At 41.5% G+C, this 23,216-nt stretch carries 24 protein-coding genes; 16 read left to right on the top strand and 8 right to left on the bottom strand.

Annotation, left to right across the window (positions count from 1 at the left end; all coding sequences use genetic code 11):
* Nucleotides 1-112: 112 nt before the first annotated feature.
* Nucleotides 113-739 (bottom strand): YktB family protein, encoded by a 627-nt coding sequence (locus ACTHPA_RS08105; protein ID WP_440499642.1) that lies wholly within the window; start codon nt 737-739, stop codon nt 113-115.
* 159 nt (nt 740-898) lie between these two features.
* Between ACTHPA_RS08105 and ACTHPA_RS08100 the strand changes: the two genes are divergently transcribed.
* A complete protein-coding gene (locus ACTHPA_RS08100; RefSeq protein WP_440499641.1) occupies nt 899-1,096 on the top strand; it encodes a hypothetical protein in 198 nt (65 codons plus the stop codon).
* A gap of 138 nt (nt 1,097-1,234) precedes the next feature.
* On the top strand, nt 1,235-2,026 hold the full coding sequence (locus tag ACTHPA_RS08095) for an inositol monophosphatase family protein (protein WP_440499640.1): 792 nt from the start codon (nt 1,235-1,237) through the stop codon (nt 2,024-2,026).
* Nucleotides 2,027-2,067: 41 nt separating this feature from the next.
* On the opposite strand, the gene ACTHPA_RS08090 is transcribed toward ACTHPA_RS08095, so the two are convergent.
* A complete protein-coding gene (locus ACTHPA_RS08090) occupies nt 2,068-2,253 on the bottom strand; it encodes a YlaF family protein (RefSeq protein WP_440499639.1) in 186 nt (61 codons plus the stop codon).
* Between the two features lie 96 nt (nt 2,254-2,349).
* Here ACTHPA_RS08090 and typA point away from each other — a divergent pair, with 96 nt between their 5' ends.
* The 3 genes from typA (at nt 2,350) to ACTHPA_RS08075 (ending at nt 5,662) form a co-directional block, all read left to right on the top strand.
* The gene (gene typA, locus ACTHPA_RS08085) at nt 2,350-4,191 is read left to right on the top strand and encodes a translational GTPase TypA (protein WP_440499638.1); all 1,842 of its coding nucleotides are present in this window, start codon (nt 2,350-2,352) and stop codon (nt 4,189-4,191) included.
* 68 nt (nt 4,192-4,259) lie between these two features.
* On the top strand, nt 4,260-4,592 hold the full coding sequence (locus tag ACTHPA_RS08080) for a YlaH-like family protein (RefSeq protein WP_440499637.1): 333 nt from the start codon (nt 4,260-4,262) through the stop codon (nt 4,590-4,592).
* Nucleotides 4,593-5,029: 437 nt separating this feature from the next.
* Nucleotides 5,030-5,662 carry a lysostaphin resistance A-like protein gene (locus tag ACTHPA_RS08075; protein WP_440499636.1) on the top strand — a complete coding sequence of 211 codons (633 nt, stop codon included), beginning with the start codon at nt 5,030-5,032 and terminating at the stop codon, nt 5,660-5,662.
* 93 nt (nt 5,663-5,755) lie between these two features.
* On the opposite strand, the gene ACTHPA_RS08070 is transcribed toward ACTHPA_RS08075, so the two are convergent.
* On the bottom strand, nt 5,756-5,959 hold the full coding sequence (locus tag ACTHPA_RS08070) for a YlaI family protein (protein WP_440499635.1): 204 nt from the start codon (nt 5,957-5,959) through the stop codon (nt 5,756-5,758).
* 34 nt (nt 5,960-5,993) lie between these two features.
* Nucleotides 5,994-6,494 (bottom strand): peptidyl-prolyl cis-trans isomerase, encoded by a 501-nt coding sequence (locus tag ACTHPA_RS08065; protein WP_440499634.1) that lies wholly within the window; start codon nt 6,492-6,494, stop codon nt 5,994-5,996.
* Nucleotides 6,495-6,685: 191 nt separating this feature from the next.
* Here ACTHPA_RS08065 and ACTHPA_RS08060 point away from each other — a divergent pair, with 191 nt between their 5' ends.
* The 3 genes from ACTHPA_RS08060 to pyc are packed head-to-tail and all read left to right on the top strand — an operon-like array spanning nt 6,686 to nt 11,655.
* Nucleotides 6,686-6,967 carry a DUF1507 family protein gene (locus ACTHPA_RS08060; protein ID WP_440499633.1) on the top strand — a complete coding sequence of 94 codons (282 nt, stop codon included), beginning with the start codon at nt 6,686-6,688 and terminating at the stop codon, nt 6,965-6,967.
* Between the two features lie 58 nt (nt 6,968-7,025).
* Nucleotides 7,026-8,192, top strand: a complete 1,167-nt coding sequence (locus tag ACTHPA_RS08055) for an FtsW/RodA/SpoVE family cell cycle protein (RefSeq protein ID WP_440499632.1) — start codon at nt 7,026-7,028, stop codon at nt 8,190-8,192.
* 25 nt (nt 8,193-8,217) lie between these two features.
* Nucleotides 8,218-11,655 (top strand): pyruvate carboxylase, encoded by a 3,438-nt coding sequence (gene pyc, locus ACTHPA_RS08050; protein ID WP_440499666.1) that lies wholly within the window; start codon nt 8,218-8,220, stop codon nt 11,653-11,655.
* Between the two features lie 49 nt (nt 11,656-11,704).
* Here the strand turns inward: pyc and ACTHPA_RS08045 are convergent, their stop codons facing one another.
* On the bottom strand, nt 11,705-12,610 hold the full coding sequence (locus tag ACTHPA_RS08045; RefSeq protein WP_440499631.1) for a COX15/CtaA family protein: 906 nt from the start codon (nt 12,608-12,610) through the stop codon (nt 11,705-11,707).
* 322 nt (nt 12,611-12,932) lie between these two features.
* Between ACTHPA_RS08045 and cyoE the strand changes: the two genes are divergently transcribed.
* The 7 genes from cyoE to ACTHPA_RS08010 all read left to right on the top strand — a co-directional run bounded on the left by cyoE (nt 12,933) and on the right by ACTHPA_RS08010 (nt 19,472).
* A complete protein-coding gene (gene cyoE / locus ACTHPA_RS08040) occupies nt 12,933-13,850 on the top strand; it encodes a heme o synthase (protein WP_440499630.1) in 918 nt (305 codons plus the stop codon).
* A gap of 100 nt (nt 13,851-13,950) precedes the next feature.
* Nucleotides 13,951-15,015, top strand: coding sequence for a cytochrome c oxidase subunit II (coxB, locus tag ACTHPA_RS08035; protein WP_440499629.1), 1,065 nt, complete (start codon nt 13,951-13,953; stop codon nt 15,013-15,015).
* A 32-nt stretch (nt 15,016-15,047) separates the two neighbouring features.
* Entirely contained in the window at nt 15,048-16,922 is a 1,875-nt protein-coding gene (locus ACTHPA_RS08030; protein WP_440499628.1) for a cytochrome c oxidase subunit I, read from the top strand.
* Nucleotides 16,922-17,548 (top strand): cytochrome (ubi)quinol oxidase subunit III, encoded by a 627-nt coding sequence (locus tag ACTHPA_RS08025; RefSeq protein WP_440499627.1) that lies wholly within the window; start codon nt 16,922-16,924, stop codon nt 17,546-17,548. Before ACTHPA_RS08030 ends, ACTHPA_RS08025 begins: the two co-directional genes overlap by 1 nt.
* Nucleotide 17,549: 1 nt before the next feature.
* A complete protein-coding gene (locus ACTHPA_RS08020; protein ID WP_440499626.1) occupies nt 17,550-17,897 on the top strand; it encodes a cytochrome C oxidase subunit IV family protein in 348 nt (115 codons plus the stop codon).
* A gap of 166 nt (nt 17,898-18,063) precedes the next feature.
* Nucleotides 18,064-18,981 carry a cytochrome c oxidase assembly factor CtaG gene (gene ctaG, locus ACTHPA_RS08015; RefSeq protein ID WP_440499625.1) on the top strand — a complete coding sequence of 306 codons (918 nt, stop codon included), beginning with the start codon at nt 18,064-18,066 and terminating at the stop codon, nt 18,979-18,981.
* 29 nt (nt 18,982-19,010) lie between these two features.
* Nucleotides 19,011-19,472, top strand: coding sequence for a DUF420 domain-containing protein (locus ACTHPA_RS08010; RefSeq protein ID WP_440499624.1), 462 nt, complete (start codon nt 19,011-19,013; stop codon nt 19,470-19,472).
* 47 nt (nt 19,473-19,519) lie between these two features.
* On the opposite strand, the gene ytvI is transcribed toward ACTHPA_RS08010, so the two are convergent.
* Both ytvI and ACTHPA_RS08000 read right to left on the bottom strand, forming a co-directional pair.
* Nucleotides 19,520-20,578 (bottom strand): sporulation integral membrane protein YtvI, encoded by a 1,059-nt coding sequence (ytvI, locus tag ACTHPA_RS08005; RefSeq protein ID WP_440499623.1) that lies wholly within the window; start codon nt 20,576-20,578, stop codon nt 19,520-19,522.
* Between the two features lie 109 nt (nt 20,579-20,687).
* Nucleotides 20,688-21,053 carry a YugN family protein gene (locus ACTHPA_RS08000; protein WP_440499622.1) on the bottom strand — a complete coding sequence of 122 codons (366 nt, stop codon included), beginning with the start codon at nt 21,051-21,053 and terminating at the stop codon, nt 20,688-20,690.
* A gap of 328 nt (nt 21,054-21,381) precedes the next feature.
* Between ACTHPA_RS08000 and ACTHPA_RS07995 the strand changes: the two genes are divergently transcribed.
* Nucleotides 21,382-22,467: a CAP domain-containing protein gene (locus tag ACTHPA_RS07995; RefSeq protein WP_440499621.1), complete on the top strand. Its 1,086-nt coding sequence runs from the start codon at nt 21,382-21,384 to the stop codon at nt 22,465-22,467.
* Between the two features lies 1 nt (nt 22,468).
* On the opposite strand, the gene ACTHPA_RS07990 is transcribed toward ACTHPA_RS07995, so the two are convergent.
* Nucleotides 22,469-23,200 (bottom strand): amino acid kinase family protein, encoded by a 732-nt coding sequence (locus ACTHPA_RS07990; RefSeq protein ID WP_440499620.1) that lies wholly within the window; start codon nt 23,198-23,200, stop codon nt 22,469-22,471.
* Nucleotides 23,201-23,216: the final 16 nt, after the last annotated feature.

Raw genomic sequence — 23,216 nt, 5'->3', positions numbered from 1 at the left:
TTTTTGTGTTTATTCAAGCAATAGTATTCATTAAAGTGGACCATTTTCCAGATATTCCTTGACCTGCAACGCTAATGGAGAGGGTGCATACTTATGCATCCTCTCTGTTTCATTACTTGCCAATAATGATATCGTAAACTGGGAAAAGCCGATCAATCGTCTCTTCGACAAGGTTGAAGAACTCCTCTTCCGAAAGCTCGGTCGCTTTGTTGCGGGAAATATGTCTTCCAAGGACAAATTCTGCTTTTTTTACCGATGCTAACCGATCCAATAGATTTTCAACGCCGTCATTCCCGATTTCATTCACTTTAAGAGCATCTGGCTTCATGTGATCACCTGATACAACAAAGTCTTCAGGCAAAGAGGAAAACTTCTTCAAATTATTCGATAGTCGTTCCGCGATTCCCTTCTTGTCCGGGTTTTCATAAATGACGGCCAAAATAATAAAAAGATGAGTCCCCCATAATCCAACTTGGAAATGAGGCAGCGCTTTATACCCGCGCTTTGCCGGGGCGAAAGCAACCCAGCTGTCGTTAGGTGGATTTACCGTTCTTCTTGCATGCTTCGCAACGTGTGGATAAAACTCGCCTGTCCCTCGGGAAGATAAATATGTGGAAAGGTGTTCACCGATCACTTCGAATTTTGGCTGAATCTTCGTTTGAAGAGCATTCATCCTATGTTCCAATCCTTCAATTGAAAAGACATTAAAATCATTATTGGTCCAAAATGCTTGCGTCACTTTAATACCTCCATTTCATAATCCACGTTTATCGTAACAGAAAATGGGGAACAATCTTATACAAGAAGGCTTATAACTAACCAAAGTAACTCAGGCAGCATAAGTTAGAAGTAAGTAAATGGATCGTTGAAAAAAATTACATTCAAAGGGGTGTTAGTAATGAAACAAGTCGTTCATATTATTCGTAAAGCTGAAATCGAAAAGGAATATGTCAAGCTTCTGCATCTCGAATTGGACTATGAGCTAGCTACACTGTACGATGCTGTACAAGAGAAGGACTCTAAACAAGTCGAGAAAAGCAAAACGAGACTCACTGAAATTCATGGTGAGCTGGAGACTTTCAATGCTTTCGCTTAATCGAAAGACGTTGAACCGAATTAGGCGCCTTCACTGAAACTCTTCAATCCGGGGGGAGACAGTGTAAAGGTGCCTTTTTGTTTGGCTGTATACGGTATGCTATAATAGTAGAACATGCATGTAGATAGAGGTGTTGACATGAATTGGGGAGCAATTGATCGATATGCAAAATCGTTAATAAAAGAAGCGGGCCATAAAATTAGAATTTCTTTCTTTAGTAAAATTGATGTTGATTCGAAGGCGGAAGCGAATGATCTCGTTACGAATATCGATCGGGATATTGAACGTTTCTTTATTAGTCGGATTAAGGGTGATTTTCCGGATCACCGAATTTTTGGTGAGGAAGGATTCGGTGATGAAATCGAGTCTTTGGAAGGGATTATTTGGATGCTTGACCCGATTGATGGCACGATGAACTTCATTCATCAGAAAAGGAATTTTGCGATTTCACTCGGTATATATGTTAACGGAATTGGAATGCTTGGATATATATATGATGTCATAAATGATGATTTTTATCACGCTGTTAAAGATGAAGGTGCATATTTCAACGATGAAAGACTCCCGATGCTTGAGAACACGCCGCTTTCAGAGGCAATCATTGGCGTGAATGCGAGCTGGGTGGCGCCGAATCGAAGAATCGAAAATGCCCCGATTGCAGAAATGGTCCGTAATTGCAGAGGGACCAGATCATATGGCTCGGCGGCAATCGAGCTTGCATACGTGTCTTCCGGCCGTATCGATGCGTACTTATCATTGAGGTTATCCCCATGGGACATTGCTGGAGGGATGGTCATTGCTCAGGAAGTTGGTGCAGTGACGACAAATCTAAAAGGCGAACAACCACATTTGCTAGGTCAAGATACATTTATCGTTGCTAGGCCTGGTCTACATGATGAAATATTAAGGAACTACATTAAACTCAAATAAAAAAGGGGCTGCCGACTCGCAGTCCCTTTCCTAAGTTATCATTACAAAACGCCTTGTTCACGCATTTTCTTCTTTGTCTTAAATCCATTGCCCATAACGAAAATGAGAGCAAGGATAGCGATTATGGCAACGGGGATACTACGCATACCGACTCCGATGCCGATGCCACACATTGCAGCGACTGCGGCGATGGAATATAATACGAAAACCCATTTAATATTCTTCAAAATGAAACATCTCCCGAATAAAAATGTTTTTAATACTGTTCTCATGTGCTATAATAACACAGTTAATCATCTGATAAAAGATAACGGAGTGAAAACATGACAAATAATCGTAATGATTTACGAAATATAGCAATCATTGCCCACGTAGACCACGGAAAAACAACGTTAGTCGATCAGCTTTTGAAGCAATCAGGAATTTTCCGTTCGAATGAACATGTTGAAGAACGTGCCATGGACTCGAATGATCTTGAACGTGAACGCGGTATTACAATTCTTGCAAAAAACACAGCAATTGAATACAAAGACACGAAAATCAATATTCTTGATACACCAGGACATGCCGATTTCGGTGGGGAAGTGGAACGAATCCTACGAATGGTCGATGGTGTCGTGTTAGTAGTCGACTCCTTTGAGGGATGTATGCCGCAAACCCGGTTCGTTCTGAAAAAAGCATTGGAAACGAATTTAAAACCGATTGTAGTTGTAAATAAAATTGACCGTGAATTTGCACGTCCCGAAGAAGTAGTCGACGAAGTGCTTGAATTATTCATTGAATTGGATGCGAATGATGAACAGCTCGAATTCCCAGTTGTTTATGCTTCAGGTTTCAATGGAACAGCGAGCATTTCTCCTGACCCTGCTGAACAGGAAGATACACTTCGAGTATTGTACGATGCAATTATCGAGCATATCCCTGCTCCAATCGACAATAGAGAAGAACCGTTACAATTCCAAGTCTCTTTGCTTGATTACAACGACTATGTCGGCCGTATTGGTATCGGACGCGTGTTCAGAGGGACAATGAAAGTTGGCCAGCAAGTAACAGTCTTAAAGCGGGACGGTTCGACAAAGAACTTCCGTGTAACGAAGATGTATGGTTTCCTTGGATTGAAAAGAATCGAAATTGAAGAAGCGTATGCAGGTGACTTGATCGCTATCTCGGGCATGGAAGACATTGACGTTGGTGAAACAGTTTGCCCGGTTGATCATTTGGAAGCATTGCCAGAACTTCATATCGATGAACCGACTCTCCAAATGACTTTCCTCGTCAATAACAGTCCTTTTGCCGGGAAAGAAGGTAAGTGGGTAACTGCTAGAAAAATCGAAGAACGGCTTGAACAACAATTGCAGACGGACGTTTCATTACGTGTCGACCCAACTGATTCACCGGATGCATGGGTTGTATCCGGACGTGGAGAGCTGCATCTTTCCATTTTGATTGAAAATATGCGCCGCGAAGGATACGAACTGCAAGTATCGAAACCTGAAGTAATTATTAAAACGATCGATGGTGTGCGTTCTGAGCCGGTTGAACGTGTTCAAATCGATATTCCTGAAGAGTATACTGGGGCAATCATCGAATCGATCGGTGAGCGTAAAGGTGAAATGCAAGACATGATAAATAACGGAAATGGACAAGTCCGTTTGATTTTCTTAGTACCTGCACGTGGTCTTATTGGATATTCAACGGAATTCCTTTCTGCTACGAGAGGGTATGGAATTATTAACCATACATTTGACTCCTACAAGCCAGTGGCACAAGGAAGAGTTGGCGGTCGTCGCCATGGCGTGCTCGTTTCAATGGAAACAGGTACTGTTACTGGATATAGTATCATGCAGTTGGAAGACCGAGGAGTCATGTTTGTCGAAGCTGGTACAGAAATCTACGCAGGTATGGTCGTTGGTGAAAACAACCGTGATACGGACTTGACGATCAACTTAACAAAAGTTAAACATGCGACAAACGTTCGATCTGCGACAAAAGACCAAACAGTGACAACGAAAAAGCCACGTATACTTTCATTAGAAGAGGCGTTGCAATATGTTGGCGACGATGAATATTGCGAAGTGACTCCACAATCGATTCGTTTGCGCAAGAAGATTCTTGATAAAAACGAACGTGAACGTGCTCAAAAGAAGAAAAAACTTGGCGAGTGACTTATAATAATAAGTAGTAGTATAAAAAGAATGCGTACAATCGCTTTGTTTAGAAGGGAATGTGCTACATGAATGGTGCTCTTAAGGATGAAGATACAATTGAAGCGATGTCTCCAGTCGTAAGAATGATTTATGAGACTACTTCATCTTCTGTCACTGGAATTTTGTTGTTTGTAGTTGTATTCATCCTTTCAGCTATTGTTTATAAGTTGGGCTTTGCTCGGAAAATCAAGTTTTGGCAAAACATAGTCGTGTATAGCTTCCTGTTTTTTGGCTGTATTATCTTGACGTTTTTCGCCATTTTCCTTCCGATTGTCGAAGGGCTCACCGTTGCGGCGCTCATATTGATTATTTATAGGGTCCGCAGGATGAATGAACATAAAGAAAACTCCACCGTTTGACGGTGGAGTTTTTTTCAGGTTGTGACCGAACTCCAGAAATTTCGGCGTTTGGTTACAGTCTTTTTTTAAAATAGTAATACTGGAATAGTTGATTTCCGCTCCGAACGGACGCTTTCCGCGGGCACGGCTTCAGCCAATCGAACAGCGAAGGGTTCGATTTGCCTTAATTTCTGCGTTCTTTGCAGAAATTAAGGCATCCCATAGTTGTGCTCGCAACGCTACGCTTTTGCTCGCAAAAGCCGTTCTTCGTTACGGCTTTCGTTGCGGGGTCTTCAGCTCGCGCTATTCCCGCAGGAGTCGCCGTTCAACTCCTGCTTACTGAAATATTTTTTTGGGTTTTTAAACAAATCTAAAATAAATCATATAAAAATGGATATTTATGCTATAATAGACCAAATGTTAAGAATAGTTTGAATGGAAAAGAAAGGGGGGTATGGATGAGGAGTAGTGTCATAAAGATTAATATGCTAAGTAATTTGTTGTATATAGTATTACTGCTGCTAACAGGTTATGGGGTGGGTTATTATAATAGTGCGTTGTTCCGTGGTTTTGGAAATCTTGTTTGGTTAGTAATCTTTATTTTCCTTACCTTTTATTTTGGATCAGTCAGACAGTTGATTGTCCCTTTACTTACTTTCAAGCCATTTAAGAACCCTAAGACTTACCTATATATATTAGGCGGAGTTTTTATACCCTTTCTAATATTAAAGCTCAGTATTCATTACGAAGTTTTAATGGACCGAAGACTAATCGTTTATTACAAAAATGGGTTGCTTGATGGTTTACAGCCATATCCTTTAATAGAAGCTGTCCTTTTCACTCCAATTTGGGAGGAGCTACTTTTTAGAGGGGTGCTCTTTTTCGCTTTATTAAAAGTAGTAAAGCCAATATGCGCTGTAATCATTACTTCAGTCATTTTTTCTCTATTTCATCCTGCGTACCTATTGCTCATGCTTGTTGCAGGGATTGTTCTTGCTTATATTGCTTTAAAAACTAAATCCGTCGTACCTTCAATGGTCACTCATTCCATTTGGAACTTGTACACCGGAAAGTTATTTCTATTTTTATAGGTAAGAACAATTTCTTTTATACTACAAAACTAATTTAAAAAAGGGGGTTGCTTCAAAGTCTCTTTCCATGACTTTTTGAGCAACCCCGTTTTATTAAAAATTCTCTTCTGCGGAATGTGAGCTGCGGTGGAAGACGAATTTTCCTGTGGAAATTCTCATGTTTGTTTGCTCCGTAATCCGTTGGCTGCAAGCTTCGCACATATACGTATTGATCGGATGATTCCTCAGCTTCTTTGCAAGCGGGGTATCATCCACAAGTTGTCCAATTTCATCACATAGAACGCATTTGACTCTCATGAACTCAACTCCTTACTAAGCATGGCCTTTTGCATCAATTGATGACGATATCGGTGATTTTTCGTAATGGTTGTTCGAGGTTTGAGCCGTCTTTGAATAAAAGATGGGCTGGTCCGTCTTCTGTCAACGGTTTACCGTCTTGGCTGAATTTGAATAGGAAATTCCCTACTTCAGAAACCGGAAACGTTTCCTTCGAGCCATCCATTGTCAAAAAAGAAATCGTTTTTGCATCTTCTGCTGGTATTGCATTTTTCACGAAATGGTCGAGGGAGATGCCGAATGTACCTGTCACCATCTTTTGTCTGTCAAACTTCTTTTCTGTTTTTAAAGTAGGTGGGAAAGTCGCACCTTCCATAATTTCGCGAGACCAATGTTTGCCCATGCTTCTTTTATATTCTTCATCTTCATCTCTTTCGACATGATCTTCCGTAAAGAAAGTGTTTAAGTCGACTTTTCGGTCATCAAAGATCCAAACTGTCGGATCGAGAGTGATCGTATGCTTTACATTGCCTTTTATTGTAATGATTGTTTCCAATTGAATAGCCTCCTACAACCGATATTGAGCATTTTCATATAGTACATAGTATACCGCTTCCCAAGGAAAGTGGAAAGCCATTGAATTTATACCGTACGTTCCTAAGGGAAACACTTGCAATTTACCTTCTTGAAAGATACAATTTATTCATAATCACCACGCAAGGATAATAGGTGAATGGGGGCGTCCTCATGGATATTGAATTACAGGAAACCTATCAAGAAAAAGCATTGAAACAGCTACAGGCTGATGCGGATAAAATTGCACAACTCATAAAAGTACAGATGGATCATTTGACGATGCCTCAGTGCCCGCTTTACGAGGAAGTGTTGGATACGCAAATGTATGGCTTGTCTAGAGAAATCGACTTTGCTGTTAAATTAGGGTTGATTGAACGTGAGAAAGGGAAAGAAATCCTTTCATTGCTTGAAAAAGAGATGAATGTCTTGCACGAGCTATATACAAAAAAATAAATGAAAGACTCAAACTCATCATTGGTTTGAGTTTTTTATTTAAGATGAGGGAAATGTGATGGGAAAATACTTTAAAAAAATGCTGCGGAACTTTGATTATCCGTTATTCACTACATATCTCATACTATGTCTGTTCGGACTTGTTATGATTTATAGTTCGAGTATGGTGTGGGCTGTCAATCGATATGGTTATGAACCTGATTATTTTTATAAGAGACAGCTGCTCAATCTAGCAATTGCCATTCCTGCTTTCTTATTTGCCTCCTTCTTTCCTTTTCAAAACTATAAACGAAAAAAATTGATGGTCTTTTCAATTGTTGTCATGTTTATCCTCCTTGTTCTCGTCCATTTCCTCGGCTCCGGCGACCATGTCGGTGCACAGAGTTGGATTAAATTACCTGGCTTCGGCAGCATCCAGCCTTCAGAAGTTGCTAAGCTTGTTATTATCGTTTATTTCGCTAGTGTATTCGCAAAAAAGTATGAAGCGGGGACGCTTGATTCCATTAATAAATCAATTGGTCCGCCGGTCATCATTCTTATTTTGGCGATTGGTTCGATTATGATGGAGACGGATATCGGAACGTCTCTCATTATCATTATTGGAGCATTATCCGTTATTGCAGCAAGCGGAATAAAATTGAGGACATTCACGAAGCTAAGTGGAATTGTCTTCCTTGCGATGATTCCGGTTGCTACCATTCTTTATTTTGCTTGGGATACAGTCATGACAGATGGTAGGAAAGGACGAATTTTGTCGTTCTTGGATCCATTTGATTATGCACAAGGCTCCGGCTATCAAATTGCAAATGGGTACATAGCGATTGGATCTGGTGGAATGAAAGGTCTTGGTTTAGGCAACTCCATTCAAAAGATGGGCTATTTGCCAGAGCCTCAAACGGATGTCATCATGGCAGTCATTTCGGAAGAAACCGGGATTTTTGGAACGATAATTGTAATTGGTGGTCTAGGATTCATCGTTATGCGAGCACTTTATATTGCGATGCGTACGAAGGATCCTCAAGCTCGAATGCTTGCCGCGGGTATTGGAAGTGTCATTGGAATTCAAACATTTGTCAATGTCGGTGGTCTGACAGGGCTAATTCCACTTACAGGAGTGCCGTTGCCTTTTATTAGTTATGGCGGAACTTCGATGATTCTGTTATCTTTGTCTTTAGGAATATTGATGAATGTATCAATGTTCGTAAAATATCAAAATAATAAATAGAGAAGGAAGTGCTTTCGTGGTGGAAATGGATCAGATTAAAAAAATTCTCGTAGCAAACCGTGGTGAGATTGCTATTCGTATTTTTCGAGCGTGCACCGAATTGGAGATACCGACTGTCGGGATTTATTCGGCAGAAGATCGGGGTTCTTTCCACCGTTACAAAGCAGATGAGTCCTATTTAGTCGGAGAAGGGAAAAAGCCGATTGATGCCTACTTGGATATCGAAGGGATCATTAAGATTGCAAAATCATCAGGAGCGAACGCTGTACATCCTGGTTATGGTTTCCTAGCAGAGAATGAAGAGTTTGCTCGTAGGTTGGAAGAAGAGGGAATCATCTTCATCGGTCCCACATCAAAGCATCTTGACATGTTCGGGGACAAGGTGAAGGCGAGAGAACAAGCTATCAAGGCAGGCATCCCTGTCATCCCTGGAACGGATGGACCAGTTGCTTCAGTTGCTGATGTTGCTTCTTTCGGTGAAACATACGGGTATCCGATTATTATTAAAGCTTCCCTAGGTGGTGGCGGCCGGGGCATGCGGATTGTAAATTCCGCAGATGAAGTGCTTGAAGCGTATGAGCGAGCCAGATCAGAAGCTAAGTCTGCTTTTGGTTCGGACGAAGTGTATGTCGAAAAGTACATCAATAAGCCAAAGCATATTGAAGTTCAAATATTAGGCGATACATACGGCAATGTCGTTCATCTATATGAGCGCGATTGCTCGATACAACGTCGTCACCAAAAAGTAGTGGAAATTGCTCCGTCCATTTCTTTGCCGGAAAATTTGCGTCTTGAAATTTGCGAAGCTGCTGTAAAATTGGCGAAAAATATTTCCTACATTAACGCAGGAACCGTAGAGTTTCTTGTGGCGGACGGAAAATTTTACTTTATCGAAGTGAATCCGCGTATCCAAGTTGAGCATACAATTACCGAAATGGTAACTGGAATCGATATCGTCCATGCACAAATCCATATTGCGAATGGTGGAAATCTCCATGAAGGAGAATCTGCTATTCCGAAGCAAGACGATATTCCGTTATTTGGCTATGCAATTCAATCGCGGGTGACGACGGAGGATCCATTGAATGACTTTATGCCTGATACAGGCAAGTTGATGGTCTATCGGTCAGGCGGAGGGTTCGGCGTCCGTCTAGATGCCGGCAATGGCTTCCAAGGGGCTATCATCACTCCATACTATGATTCCTTGCTCGTCAAAGTATCAACATGGGGGACTTCCTTTAAGGATGCAGCGGCAAAAATGGACCGTAACCTTCAAGAATTCCGGATTAGAGGAATCAAAACAAATATCCCCTTCCTAGAAAACGTCGTTCGTCATGAAAACTTCCTGACTGGCAATTATGATACAAGCTTCATTGATACGACTCCTGAATTATTCGAGTTCCCTGTTAAGAAAGACCGTGGAACGAAGATCTTGAATTATTTAGGGAATGTTACTGTCAATGGGTTTCCGGGGATAGCGAAACAGACTAAACCGTTATTCAATTCAGTTAGGAAACCTGCTGTGGACCTTCTTGCACCGCCTCCTTCAGGGACGAAACAGATCTTGGACGAGAGAGGTCCTGAAGGATTGATCCAATGGATAAAGGAGCAGGATGATGTTCTATTGACCGACACAACGTTCAGGGATGCTCATCAGTCATTACTTGCGACCCGTGTGCGTACATCGGATATTGCAAATATCGCAGCTGAATCTGCTAGGCTTATGCCGGATCTTTTCTCATTTGAAATGTGGGGCGGAGCAACATTCGATGTTGCATACCGTTTCCTGAAAGAGGATCCGTGGGAAAGACTTACGAAGCTTCGGGAGCAAATTCCAAATGTCTTATTCCAAATGTTGTTCCGTGGTGCGAATGCTGTCGGCTATTCCAATTATCCTGATAATGTCATACGTGAATTCGTCAAAACTTCTGCGGAATCAGGGATTGATGTATTCCGCATATTCGATAGCTTAAACTGGATTAAAGGTATGGAAGTGGCAATCGATGCGACCCGTCAAGCGGGGAAAGTGGCAGAGGCTGCGCTTTGCTATACCGGGGACATATTGGATGATTCCCGCGCCAAATATACAGTCGGGTACTACAAAGAAATGGCAAAGGAGCTTGAAGCAGCAGGAGCGCATATTCTCGCACTAAAAGACATGGCAGGGCTTTTGAAGCCGGAAGCTGCGTATCGCCTCATTTCAGAGTTGAAAGAGACTGTTGATATACCGATTCATTTGCATTCACATGATACGAGCGGAAATGGCATTTATATGTACGCGAAAGCGATAGAAGCTGGAGTGGATATTGTAGATACAGCTCTCGGTTCCATGGCTGGTCTTACTTCACAACCGTCCGCAAGCTCGTTGTATTATGCGTTGCAATATGGCAAGCGCCAAGTGAAAGCCGATGTCGATGCTCTTGAATCATTATCATATTACTGGGAAGATGTACGGAAATATTATCAAAACTTTGAGAGCGGCATGGTTAGCCCTCATTCTGAAGTGTACGTACATGAAATGCCAGGCGGTCAATATTCAAACTTGCAACAACAAGCCAAAGCTGTCGGACTTGGTGAGAGATGGGATGAAGTGAAGGAGATGTACTCCCGTGTCAATATGCTCTTTGGAGACGTCGTAAAAGTGACTCCTTCTTCCAAGGTCGTGGGTGATATGGCGCTATTCATGGTGCAAAATGATCTGAATGAAGAATCTGTCATTTCACGTGGGCAATCCATCGATTTCCCTGAATCTGTAATCGAATTTTTCGAAGGATATATCGGTCAACCGTATGGCGGGTTCCCGAAAGAATTACAGCAGGTTATTTTGAAAGAAAGAACGCCGATCACTGTCCGGCCGGGTGAGCTTTTGGAAGATGTAGATTTTGATGCATTGCTTCAAAAGACAGCAGAACTTCTTGGACACCAGTCAACGATGAAAGATGCGCTCGCATATGCGCTATATCCGAAAGTGTTCGAAGAATATTCGACGATGAAAAAGGAATTCGGAAACATATCAGTCATTAACACACCTGAGTTTCTTTACGGTATGCGACTAGGCCAGGAAATCGAAGTGGAGATCGAAAGAGGGAAGACACTTATCGTCAAGCTCGTTTCCATTGGCGAACCTCAAACGGACGGCACACGCATCATTTACTTTGAACTGAACGGCCAACCTAGGGAAGTTATCATTCAAGATATCAATGTGGAATCAGATGTTGCTCGCAAACAAAAAGCGGATCCTTCAAATGATTCTCACATTGCAGCGACAATGCCTGGAACTGTATTGCAAGTTGCTGTCTCCAAAGGAGCAAAAGTACGTCGTGGTCAACATCTACTCATTACGGAAGCTATGAAGATGGAAACGACGATCCAAGCTCCATTTGACGGAATCGTCAAAGAAATCCACGTCACCTCAGGAGAATCCATCTCTACAGGCGACCTCCTTCTCGAACTGGAACATTAATAAAAATAAGCACCCGCGTGGAAAATCCACGCGGGTGCTTTTGTTATCTCTACTGTCTGCTTCTCGAAACAAGAAGCACCATATAAGTCAATAATCCGAACAGAAGGATTACAAACAATGAATGAGCTAAAGCTAAATAAAGATTTAAACGGGTAAGGATAACAGCTCCACCCGCCAAAACTTGCAACGACACTAAAATGAATGCAATGATCCATCCCCAGTATATAACTCGTTGATTTTTATAATGCCTGATTGCATGAATAGCAATAACACCGAGCCAAATGAATATCAATGCCGCAGCGGTCCGATGACTCATCTGGACCCATTCCCAGAAATTAGCGGGAAGGGAAAAATCCCCGTTCCTACACATTGGCCAATCTGTACAGCTCAACTCGGATTCGGTATGACGGACAAGTGCTCCGGTGTATACTACGATGTATGAATAGATTGTGACACCGATTGTATGGAATCGAAGCGTCCTACCGATCTTTAGCCTATCAGCGTCAAATTTCTGATCGACCTCAAAGATGAGCAATGTTAGAAGTAATACTGATGCAAAGGAAATTAGCGAAATGCCAAAATGAAGTGCAAGAATGAAATCCCCTTGTCCCCAAAGAACTTGGGCAGCACCGATTAACGCTTGGAGAATGAGGAAAAATATTGCCAAAACAGACAGCAATTTTGTTTCCCTTATATGTCCGATCGCTTTCCAAGACCAAACTGCTAAGATGACGATCAAAATTCCGACCGAGCCCGTAACGACGCGATGAGAAAATTCGATAAGGACTTCCGGCGTGATTTCATCCGGGATCAATTGACCGTTACAACCAGGCCAATGCCTTCCGCAACCCATCCCACTATCTGTTTTCGTAACGAGTGCACCACCCAAAAGGATTAACAGCATACCGATCGTAGAGGCGACCCCGAACCATTTCAAATACTTATTATATCGCAAACAAGACACCTTCTTTTAGAGATGATGACCATATGAAAAAAGGCCCCGTTTGTTGATGATATCGAAAAAAAGTCGAAAAAACAACGCATATTGACCGAAATCAGCTTTGCATAAAGCTTTTTCACAAATTGTTCATAAAATAGACCCTTTAACTTCACAAAAGGCATAGGGAAATGATTTACTATAGATAGGGCAGATGCATTTATATCATAATATACTTAACATATCGGATGAAATTCGGTTTATATATAGAAATCATTGCCGGATTTCGATATAGTAAAGTATAGCGGTCCTTGCCGACATCGTTGAAAGGAGGGTACATATGTCAAACGGTCGAGCGATTTCTTCATCCGTTGAACCGGATATCGGATCGGCTTCCATATTGAAGGATTTTCTAGCACTTATAAAAATCGGCATTGTGAATTCAAACCTGATTACAACATTTACCGGTCTATTTCTTGCATTCCAGTTTTCAGGCAAAAGTTTCATTAGCAATCTGGATTTGTTACTGTATGGACTTTTCGGTACCGGGTTAATCATCGCGGGCTCGGCGGCTTTGAACAATCTTATTGATCGGGATATCGATCCGATCATGTCCAGAACAAAGTCACGTCCAACGGTTACTGGCAGATTTAAAGCGCCGGCTGTCTTGGCACTGGCGTTCACTTTCATTATCTTAGGCGAAGTGATGTTGTTTGCTGCGTCACCGGCGGCAGGGCTATGGGGACTTGCAGGCGTCTTCAGCTATGTTGTACTCTATTCAATGTGGTCTAAAAGAAAATATGTTAGTAATACTGTTGTAGGCAGCATCTCAGGAGCCATCCCGCCATTAATCGGTTGGGCTGCGGTCGAACCGTCGCTCGGTATGGGCGCATGGGCGCTGTTCTTAATCATGTTTGCATGGCAACCGCCACATTTCTATGCGTTGGCGATGCGTAGGACTGAAGAATACCGGGCAGCCGGCATTCCGATGCTTCCAGTCGTAAAAGGATTTGAAAGGACAAAGAAGTCTATTTTCGGATGGGTTCTGCTATTATTCCCGTTGCCATTCCTTCTACCGGAGCTCGGAAGCGCTTTTATTGTGCTGGCAACAGCCTTGAATATCGGTTGGCTATATTTGTCGATAAAAGGATTCAAAGCAAAAGAAGATTTAAAGTGGGCTACATCCATGTTCATCTTCTCCTTGAATTACATGACAATCCTTTTTGTAGCAATGATCATTTTTTCGATATTCATCTAACTGATGGAATTCTTTCTTTTTGACAGGAATTCATTATAGAGAGGTCAACAGTCCTCATTTGAAGAAAATCATTTTTTAGAAAGAGAGGTATTAGTTAGCGATGATGAAAGGACTCAAAAAATGGCGTCTCTTTTCTCTATTGGCTGTACTGACAGTTTTCCTTGCAGGTTGTGGACAAGAAGAAATTTCAACGCTTCTACCTGCCGGACAAGTCGGTCAAGATCAATTCAACTTGCTATTATTGTCGTCAGGAATAATGTTGCTCGTCATTATCGTTGTAGTAGCAATTTACTTAATCGCGTTAGTACGCTTCAGACGTTCCAAATTAGGTGAAGATCATATTCCTGAACAAGTTGAAGGCAGCCATAAGCTTGAGCTTGTGTGGACAATCATTCCAATTCTATTGATCTTGCTGCTAGCTGTTCCAACTGTTTACTACACGTATAAGCTTGGTGATGTATCAGCTATGGGCGCAGTGGATGAAGATGGAAATGCCGAAAACCTAGTCGTTGACGTAACAGCGAAACTATACTGGTGGGAATTCGAATATCCTGACCTTGGTATCGTTACCGCACAGGAATTAGTAGTTCCAATGGATGAAAAGGTTTACTTCAATTTGATTGCAGCTGACGTGAAACACTCCTTCTGGATTCCAGCAGTCGGCGGAAAGCTTGATACGAACGTAGAGAACGTCAACAAATTCTATTTGGTATTTGAGAAAGATTCCAAGGATTTGAAAGACGGAGTATTCTATGGGAAATGTGCCGAGCTTTGCGGTCCGTCGCATGCGTTAATGGACTTCAAAGTGAAGACGATGCCACGTGCTGAATTTGACCAATGGGTAACTGCAATGCAAGCTTCCGCAGAGAATCAAGTCGTTGCAAATCCAGCTGGTGAGGATGTATTCCAGCAAAGCTGTATCGGATGTCACGCCACTTCTGGTGTTGGAGAATCTGGGGCATCCGGACCGAACCTAGCAACTTTCGGAGATCGTAATCGTGTTGCAGGAATCTTGGACCATACAAAAGAAGATTTGATTGATTGGATCAAGTATCCACAGAAACATAAACCTGGTAATAAGATGCCAGGATTCGCTGATCAACTTTCCGACCAGGAATTGGATGCATTGGCTGAATACTTAATGGGATTATCTGTTGAAAAATAATCTTTTGCGATTTTGAAGAGGAGGTAAACAAAGTGAGTTCAGTTGCTCAAAAAAAGGGTTTTGGCGCAACGCTATGGGACTGGCTGACTACAGTCGACCATAAGAAGATCGGAATCCTTTACTTCCTTGGTGGCGGATTCTTCTTCGTACTCGGCGGTATTGAAGCGATGTTAATTCGTTGGCAGCTTCATAAGCCGAACAACGATTTCGTCAGTGCGGGTCTTTTCAATGATTTGATCACGATGCACGGAACGACGATGATCTTCTTGGCTGCCATGCCTTTATTATTTGGATTTATGAACGCTATCATGCCGTTGCAAATTGGTGCACGTGATGTTGCATTCCCATTTGTTAACTCATTAGGGTTCTGGATGTTTTTCTTCGGAGGACTTTTCCTGAACATTTCTTGGTTCTTCGGTCAAGTGCCTGACGCGGGATGGACATCATATGCGTCACTTTCCATTGCATCGGAAGGACATGGTATTGACTTCTATGCAATCGGTCTTCAGATTGCCGGGGGCGGTACGTTGATGGCAGGGATCAACTTCCTAGTAACAATCATCAACATGCGTGCTCCAGGTATGACTTATATGCGTATGCCGTTGTTCACATGGACAACATTTGTAGCATCTGCGATGATTCTTTTTGCATTCCCTCCATTGACAATCGGTTTGTTCTTCTTAACATTTGACCGTATGTTCGGTGGTAACTTCTTTGATCATACGATGGGCGGAAACACGATCATCTGGGAGCATATTTTCTGGATTTTCGGTCACCCTGAAGTATATATTCTTATCTTGCCTGCTTTCGGTATTTTCTCTGAGATTTTCTCGACATTCTCTCGAAAGCGTCTTTTCGGATATCCATCCATGGTCTTTGCGACTGTGTTAATTGGATTCCTAGGATTCATGGTTTGGGCTCACCATATGTTTACGGTAGGGCTTGGGCCAACTGCGAACGCAATCTTCGCTGTTGCAACAATGGCGATTGCTGTTCCAACAGGGGTTAAAATTTTCAACTGGCTATTGACTATGTGGGGCGGCAGCATCAAGATTACAACGCCAATGCTTTATGCACTCGGTTTCATCCCTTCATTCGTAATGGGTGGGGTGACAGGTGTTATGCAAGGTGCGGCACCGCTCGACTATCAATTGCATGACTCTTACTTCATCGTTGCTCACTTCCACTATGTAATCGTTGGTGGGGTTGTCCTTGCAATTTTGGCAGCAACACATTATTGGTGGCCAAAAATGTTCGGTACGATGCTAAATGAGACACTTGGTAAAATTACATTCGTATTCTTTTTCATCGGTTTCCATTTGACGTTCCTTATTCAGCACTGGCTTGGATTCTGGGGAATGCCTCGTCGTGTGTGGACATTCATGGACGGACAAGGTTGGAACTTGGCAAACTTTATCAGTACAATTGGTGCATTCATGATGGCAATCGGTGTCATTGTACTCGTCTACAACATCATCGTGACATCTATTAAGAATGTGAAAGTTGCAAATGATCCATGGGGAGACGGACGTACGCTTGAATGGGCAATTGAATCTCCTCCGGTATATTACAATTTCCATGCGACACCACTTGTCCGTGGGCTTGATACTGTGTGGATCGAAAAAATGGAAGGCAATGAGTCAGGATTGACTCCTGCTGAACCGATCAAAGACATCCATATGCCGAATGGATCTTTCATTCCATTCCTTATGACACTTGGTCTCTTCATTGCTGGATTCGGAGCTATGTTCCGCACTGAAGAGTCATGGGGTCTGCCAGTCCTAATATTTGGTCTACTTTGGACTTTCGTAGCGATGGCTGCCCGTTCATTGAAGGATGACACTGGGTATTACATTAAAAAAGATGAGATTCTCCGTGATATGAAACGTAAAGGGGGTCAAAACTAATGGACTTGAATAAAAAATTCACCCCTGAAACTTGGCCCGATCATCCTGAAAAAGCGACACTTGAAGCGAAAAATAAGTTCGTCGGCTTCTGGTTGTTCCTTGGTGGAGAGACAATTCTCTTCGCAACGTTGTTCGCAACATATGTTGCATTGAAGAACTCCGGTCCGAGCGGTTTTGGATTCTCGACACAAGAGCTTTATGAATTGCCACTTGTTTTTGTAATGACAATGTTGCTATTGACATCTTCATTGACGAGTGTGTTCGCTATGTACCATCTGCGTAACTATAACTTTAAGAAAATGCAGCTTTGGTTAGCCATCACTGCGTTTTTAGGACTTGGTTTCCTCATGCTTGAAGTATATGAGTTCTCACATTATGTACATCTAGGCTTTACGTTTAATAACAGTGCTTTCAGTTCTGCGTTCTATACGCTTGTCGGAACTCACGGATTCCACGTAGCTGTTGGTCTTGTATGGATCACGTTGTTGATTTTCCGTAACGCGAAACGCGGTCTGAATCTTTATAACGCAACGAAGTACTATACATTTTCACTATATTGGCACTTCATTGACGTTGTTTGGGTATTCATCTTCACTGTAGTCTACTTGATGGGAGTGATAGGTTAAGATGGCAGACATCCAAGTTTACAAACGTACACCTGCGGAGCAGCAGCTTGCACAGAGACGTGCAAAAAAGTCAATGCGTGATCAGGTCATGATGTTTTCGCTAATGATCTTTCTCACACTTGTTTCATTTTCAATGGTTGTTGCTTATCAAGCTGATGTTGCAGGGTTCTCGAAGTACTTCATCATTCCGATGGTAATGCTGTTCGCAGCAGTACAAGTCGGTTTGCAACTGTATTATTTCATGCATATGAATGAAAAAGGGCATGGCATTCCTCAAATGTTCATGTTTACAGGAGCTATGTTGGGCTTCCTTATCCCTTTGACTTTTGTAACAATCGTTTGGTGGTAATCAATATAGAAAAGCCTGTGGATCTCTTCCGCAGGCTTTTCGCATTTGTTTTTGTTAACGTCTAGCTTCGTGCGACCTTCGCTTTTGTATTGTTCATTGTTCGTTCATTGTGTTCGCGCCATGTTCGTTTTATAATAGAGAAAGACATATTAAAGGAGCGATGGCAATGATGCCTTTCAGCATATTTGGGTTTCGAGCATTATGGAGTCCTTATTATTTCTTAACATTAGTATTGATCGTCGTACTTTATTTCCTTTTGACTAAAAAATGGAGACATTGGTTTGAGGGGACGGAACCTGTAACGACAAGGGAAATCGGATATTTTTTAGCTTCGATGGTGCTTTTGTATATCGTTAAAGGCTCACCCGTTGACTTAATAGGACATATTTTGTTTTCCGTTCATATGACGCAAATGGCGCTTCTTTTATTAGGTGTTGCTCCATTAATGATCATTGGGATTCCAAATTTCATATGGAAAAAAGTTTTCAGCGTAAAAATCATCGACAAAGTTGTACGTTTGTTTACGAGGCCTATTATTAGCTTATTGATCTTTACACTTGCTTTCTCACTGTATCATTATCCATTGATTTTGGACTATATTAAATTGAGTGCAGTTTTGCATGCGATCTTCACGATCACGGTATTTATGGCAGCCTTAGTGTTATGGTGGCCGGTTGTGAATACGTTGGAAGATCATCCACAATTGCACGGTTTGAAGAAAATTGGGTATGTTATTTTAAGTGCTCTCCTAGTGACGCCTGCCTGTGCTTTAATCATCTTTGTCGACGTCCCTGTGTATGAAACTTATAGTAGCGGAGAGGCATGGTTACAGGCTATGGCATTATGCGTGCCTGCAGGGACGCTTTCTGGTTTATCTATTTCAGGTCCTGAATTATTTACAAATATGCCTACAGTGTATGATCAGCAATTGGGCGGTATTATTATGAAAATTATCCAAGAATTGATTTATGTTGTCGTAATCGGCAAAATCTTTATCAAGTGGTATCGCGAAGAACAATTGAATGCTGATGAAATAACACAGAGAGATTTATTGGAACGACAAAAATTTGAAATGAATAGATGATCGAATTCACTGCTGAAGGGGTATTATTAATGAATGTTCCTTTTTTACCAACGTTAAGTACTTTTTTCATTGTGCTATCGGCGATTCTTGTCGCAATTGGATGGAAACTAGTGCGTGATGGGAAAATTGAAGCCCATAAGAAGACAATGTTAGGAGCAGCCGTAGCAGCGGTTCTGTTTTTTATCATTTACGCCTCCCGTACGATTTTCATCGGCAACACGGCGTTCGGCGGTCCGGAAAATCTGAAGATCTATTATACCGTCTTTCTTATTTTTCACATTATGCTCTCAACGTCTGGGGCTATCATGGGCATATTGACAATCAATTGGGGCTTGAAAAATAAGTTGGATAAGCATCGAAGAATAGGACCTATTACGAGCGTTGTATGGTTTTTTACTGCAATAACAGGTGTGGCTGTCTATTTGTTGCTCTATATCTTGTATGAAGGCGGAGAAACGACTTCGATGATAAAGGCCATTTTAGGTAATTAATAAAAGAAACCGGCAAAGGAAATTTTTCCATGCCGGTTTTTTGATAACTAAATTTTAAAGTTCATCTTGATGATGCCTGCTTCGCGTGCTGTATTGAATAGGATGACGATCATCGGACCGATGAATAAGCCGATAATACCGAAAAGCTTTAACCCGATAAACATACCGATAAGCGTTGGAAGCGGGGATAAGCCGATCTGGTTGCCCATTACTTTTGGTTCAACAATCCTTCGAATGATTAACAGGATTGCTGCCAAAACCGCCAATTTTGTCCCCATGCCGATATCTCCGCTGACGAATTGATACAAAGACCATGGAGCAAGAATGACTATTGAGCCTAAAATTGGAATGATATCGATGATCCAAATAACAATTGACATGACTAGAGCATATTTAGGAGCGATAATTAGCAACCCTACGAAAGATGCCGCTAGAATAATCAAGCTTATTAATACTTGAGCTTTTATGAATCCGAAAATAACCGAGTTAAGTTTAACTGTCATATAACGGACTTTTTTCGCAGTTTCATCCGTGAAATGCCTGAATACCATCTTTTTCAATTCAGGCAATTCAAGCATGAAAAGGAAAAGAGCTACCATATAAACGAGAAGGCTTACGAGGAAGTTCGGGATTTCAGAAGCGAGTGCAACGATTTTATCGGAATTGACCAACTCCAAAAGCGATTTCCGGAATGACTCCAAAATCTCATTGAAACTGCCTTGTGCCGATTTTACGACATCATCAGGCAATCCTGATGTATATACAAGAAGTTTATTCTGAAAATCGATCCAGACGCCAGAAAGTTTGTTTAAATAATCGGGAGCTGTTTTTGAGAGTTCGATTAATCTACCTATCAATGACGTGATTGTATAATAAATGATAATAGCAAGCATTACTAAAATAAAAATGAAAACCGATATGACTGCAATTTGACGCTTCCATTTAAATTTTGTTTCAGTCAATTTGACGAGCGGCTCAAAAAGTAGAGCCGTTAAAAGTGCTAAGATAATCGGAATGGATATAGGAAGAATAAAGATAAAAACTAATATGACGACAATAAGTAAAAAGAGAAGTAAAATATTCCGCTTTGTAAGCAATCGGGACAACAGTCATTCCTCCAAATTGTTAATTGGTTACAGTATAACCAAATTTCAGAGAAAGAATAGGTAAAAAAACCGAAGAACAGTAAGTTCTTCGGTTTTCATGATAAAATGATTATTTTGTTAAAATAAATGGTTTTAGATCTTCTAAGACGGCTTTGAGTGTTGCTTCGCAATCTTTCACAAGTCCTTCAGGGAAGTGCTCGCCCTCACCATATTCGACGCCATGTGGATAATAATGCTTTCCGATAACCGGCTTTTTAAGGTGCATGATTGCATCGCGAGTATCAACGTCACCATCTGGTGTGAAACCGAAGACACGCAAATAATAAGTGCCTTCTTTAATTACATACTTCTTATCGTATGTAACACGCTCGTAGTCCCATTGTCCAGCACGTACAAGATCGTGTTTCAGCATGATTTCGTCAAGTAGTGACAATTCAGCAACAATGCCTTCAATACCTGTATTTTCGATATACATTGTTCAAAGTCCTCCTTCATATTCAACCAGTCGAATGCCTATACTTAATTATCATAGAACAAATTAGTGTTACTTGCAATGACAACATTGTGTCTTGAAATCGATGAAGTCGTTAGGTACATCATTATTTCGACAGTGTGAGATTATTTTATGCGTAAAGGATGACTTTCACACTTGAAATTCGTTAAAGTTAACTTATACTCAAATTAATGCTATATATCAAGAATTGAAGATTTTCTGTAAGTAATCTTTTTTATGGAAGCAGTTCAGTTTTTATGTACTTAAATAAAGTTTTGATTAGAACTTGATGAAAAGGTGGCGAGAAGACTTGAAAGTATTGTGGAAAATTGCATTATTACTGTTTGTCCTTCTCGCAGTGTTTTATATTATGGGAAGCAGGATTCAGGAAAATGAACCGCTCGAATCGCCAGTCAAACATGGAACGGCAATACCGAGCCCTAATAAGGAAGTCGTTGAATTGACATCTGGTCCAAAACGACCAGAAAAAGGACTTTCCACATTTGTAGGAAAGTCATCTGATGTATTGGTCGAATTGATGGGGGAACCTGACAGAATTGAACCGTCCGCATACGGTTACGAGTGGTGGGTGTATACTGAAGAGACACAAATGATGGTTGGTGTGGAAGATGGAACTGTCAACCAGGTGTTCAGTGCTGACAAAGATGCCGACCTAACGCCTATCTCAATCGGTCAGAATATTAGTGAAGTGTTCCGCTTTTCGATTATTGAATCTGAAGTGAATGTGATTTTGGATGATAATATGTATACATTTACTTTGAACAGCCAGGATTTGAAAGATAGAATCTTGCTTAAGTATGATAAATTATATGCGCAAGTGTATGTTGATGCCGAAGACGAAGTGATTGAGGGGGTCCGATATATTGATCCGAAAACGCTTGTCATCCATCAACCTTATGACATGGAATTCGCAGGAGAATTGGTAGCGATTCCTCAGCCATCTTCAACAATTCAAATGGAAGTTGACCGTTCGATGGAACGGCAAATTCTTGAGCTCACGAATATTTATCGGGAACATCATGATGTAAAGCCGCTTGAAAATGATTATTGGTTATCATTGCTAGCCCAAAACCATAGCAAGGATATGGCGATTGAAAATTATTTTTCACATGAGTCGCCATCGGCAGGCAACTTATCAGAGCGGTTGAAAAGTTTCGGGATTGAACATAAAAAAGCCGGGGAGAATATAGCCGCAAATTACGTGGATGCTATTGAAGCGGTCCATGGTTGGCTGAATTCCCCCGCGCACCGTAGTGTCTTGCTAGATTCGGATGCGACTGATATTGGTACTGGAGCGTACGGAAAGTACTATACACAAGTTCTCATAAAATCAGACAAAAAAGAAAACCCAAACTCGAATTTTTTACGAAAATGATTCATGGTAAAATCCAAGTCCCTTTCTCACTGGAAGTGATGCCTCTAACATATAGAGGTATCGCTTTTTTCATTGCGTAAATTGCAGCACGCTTCTGAATGACAGGGCGATCTGTTTCCAAAAGGGGCAGCAACTGATCAATGGTCATGTTATCGATTTTTTTGGTGTTTACACCGATTCGCGGATCATTGCTCATGACTCCTGGGACGTCCTTGAAAAATTCGACATGTGATGCTCTCAGAGCAGCCCCAAGTGCAATGGCTGTCAAATCACTGCCGCCTCTTCCGATTGTCATCACTTGGCCAAATTCATTTATTCCTTGGAAGCCCGGAACAATGACACATCCGGATTCTTGTAAACTGTCGACAATCATAGTGGGGTCGATATCACTAATTGTTCCATCACCAAAATCGCCGGATGTCCAGATGCCAGCTTGAATTCCATGAAGAATTCTATTTGGAACTCCAGCCTCTTCCAGTTCTGCAGAAAGAACCGCTGATGCAATAAGCTCACCACATGACGCAGCGAGGTCACTTGCAGCTTTAGCGTGTTTGAATGCGTCTGTCAACTTCAATAACTGATCCGTGGAGTATGGATCTTTTCCCCTTCCAATTGCTGAAACGACTACGACAACATTTTGATGGTTTTCCAATCCGGATTTGATGTGTGCGATGCATATTTTTCGAGATTGTTTGTCTTTCATGGCTACTCCGCCAAATTTTTGAACTATCATTCAAGCTCCCAACTTT

It is taken from the genome of Sporosarcina sp. SAFN-015 (assembly GCF_051966875.1).
Classification (GTDB): Bacteria; Bacillota; Bacilli; order Bacillales_A; family Planococcaceae; genus Sporosarcina.
The sequence above is the reverse complement of the archived record's forward strand: the minus strand, read 5'-3'. Positions and strand labels throughout refer to the sequence as shown.